At 75.1% G+C, this 1,552-nt stretch carries 2 protein-coding genes; one reads left to right on the top strand and one right to left on the bottom strand.

The features are described 5' to 3' along the window. Positions 1 to 66 precede the first annotated feature (66 nt). On the top strand, positions 67 to 480 hold the full coding sequence (locus ACLU3S_RS36950) for a VOC family protein (RefSeq protein ID WP_413956347.1): 414 nt from the start codon (positions 67 to 69) through the stop codon (positions 478 to 480). Positions 481 to 496: 16 nt separating this feature from the next. Here the strand turns inward: ACLU3S_RS36950 and ACLU3S_RS36945 are convergent. Then, a partial coding sequence (locus ACLU3S_RS36945) for a hypothetical protein (RefSeq protein ID WP_413956346.1) occupies positions 497 to 1,552 on the bottom strand: 1,056 nt, incomplete at its 5' end.

The following is a 1,552-nucleotide window of genomic DNA, read 5'->3' as shown; positions in this document are numbered from 1 at the left end:
GTTGTCAGTGGTCGCTGCCAGACTGAGCGGTGGGCCACGGAACCGACGCACGAAGGAGTGATCGGCATGGCAGGCACGGGCGCTGGGCGGCCGAGCGTGTACCCCACGCTGCTGTACGCGGATGCCAAAGCGGCGATCAGACAGCTGACGGAGGGCCTCGGCTTCACCGAGCTGTCGGTGTACGAGGCGGAGGACGGCCGGGTGATGCACGCCGAGCTCGTCCAGGGCAACGGCGCGGTGATGGTCGGCTCCAAGGGCCGCGGCGGCCTGTTCGACACGGCGATGAAGGACGCGGGACCCGCCGGGGTGTACGTCGTCGTGGACGACGTGGACGCCCACCACCAGCGGGCCCTGGAGCACGGCGTGGAGATCCTGATGCCCCCGACGGACCAGGACTACGGCTCGCGGGACTACATGGCCCGGGACACCGGGGGCAACATCTGGAGCTTCGGGACGTACGCCCCCGAGGTCGGCGCCTGAGCCGCCCCCGCCCCGTTCATCCCCCGGTGTGCACCTGGAAGGCGGCCCGGCGCACGGCCTTGGCCAGGGCCGGGTCCGGGTGGGCGGCGGCGAGGGCGACCAGGACCTGCACGGTGCGCGGGTGCCCGACGGCGCGGACCTCGTCGAGCAGCTGGGGGACGGTGGGCTGCACCGCGGCCTCCAGGTGCCGGACCAGCATCGGCGCCTCACCGTGGTCGGCGACGGCCGCGGCGGTGTCCACCCACAGCCAGGTGGCCTCCTCCCGGGTGAGCACCTCGTGGGCGTCCTCGGGGTCGATGCCGTCGTGCTCGGCGAGCCACAGCAGGGCGTAGGGCCGCAGGGCCGGCTCGTCCAGCACCGCTCGTACGTCCGGCTCCGCGGGGGCGCCGACGACGCGCAGCGCCTCGAAGGCCAGACCGCGCAGCAGGGCGTCCTCGCCGCGTGCGGCCTCGATCAGCTGGGTGACGGCGCTGCCGACGGTGCGGGCGGCGAGCCAGGCCCGGTACTCGGCGCGGGCCGCGTTGGGCCGCAGCTGGGCGCAGCCGCGGAGCATGTCCTCGGCGGACTGCTCGATGTTGCCGGCCGGGCTCTGCGCGGCCACGCAGATCTGCTCCAGCTTGACCCACACCGCCCAGCTGCCCAGCGGGGTGAGGGTGGCCTGTCCGTCGCCGTAGGTGAGGGCGCCGACGCCGGCGAGGGCCTGCAGTGCCCAGTCGAGGAGCGGCGCGAGCGCGGCGTTTGCGGCGGGCGCGGGGTCGGCCGGGCCGGGGGATCCGGCGGGTTGCCCGGCGCCGGGCTCGTAGGGGACTTCGCAGCGCTCGGTGCGCAGTTCGGTGACCCGCTGCTGGAGCAGGTCCAGGAGCTGTTCGACGGGGACGGGGCCGGCGGACAGCTGGAGGAAGGAGAGCACCTGGGGCATCGCCGAGACGACCTCGGCGACGGCGGCCGGCTCGTGGCCCTCGGGTTCGGGGGAGGCGAGCGACCAGGCGTCGAAGAGGGCGACCCAGCCGCGCAGCACGGCGCTGTCGTCGCGGTCCCAGGCGCGCAGCCGCCAGCCGGGGCGCGCGACGTC

The sequence above is a fragment of the Streptomyces sp. AF1A genome (assembly GCF_047340315.1).
Classification (GTDB): domain Bacteria; phylum Actinomycetota; class Actinomycetes; order Streptomycetales; family Streptomycetaceae; genus Streptomyces.
Note: the sequence above shows the minus strand (reverse complement) of the source record. Positions and strands in the feature narration are given on the sequence as shown.

What these genes read in the sequence shown, in the direction of transcription:
- ACLU3S_RS36950 (WP_413956347.1), top strand. Translation starts at nt 67, where the DNA reads ATGGCAGGCACGGGCGCTGGGCGGCCGAGCGTGTACCCCACGCTGCTG.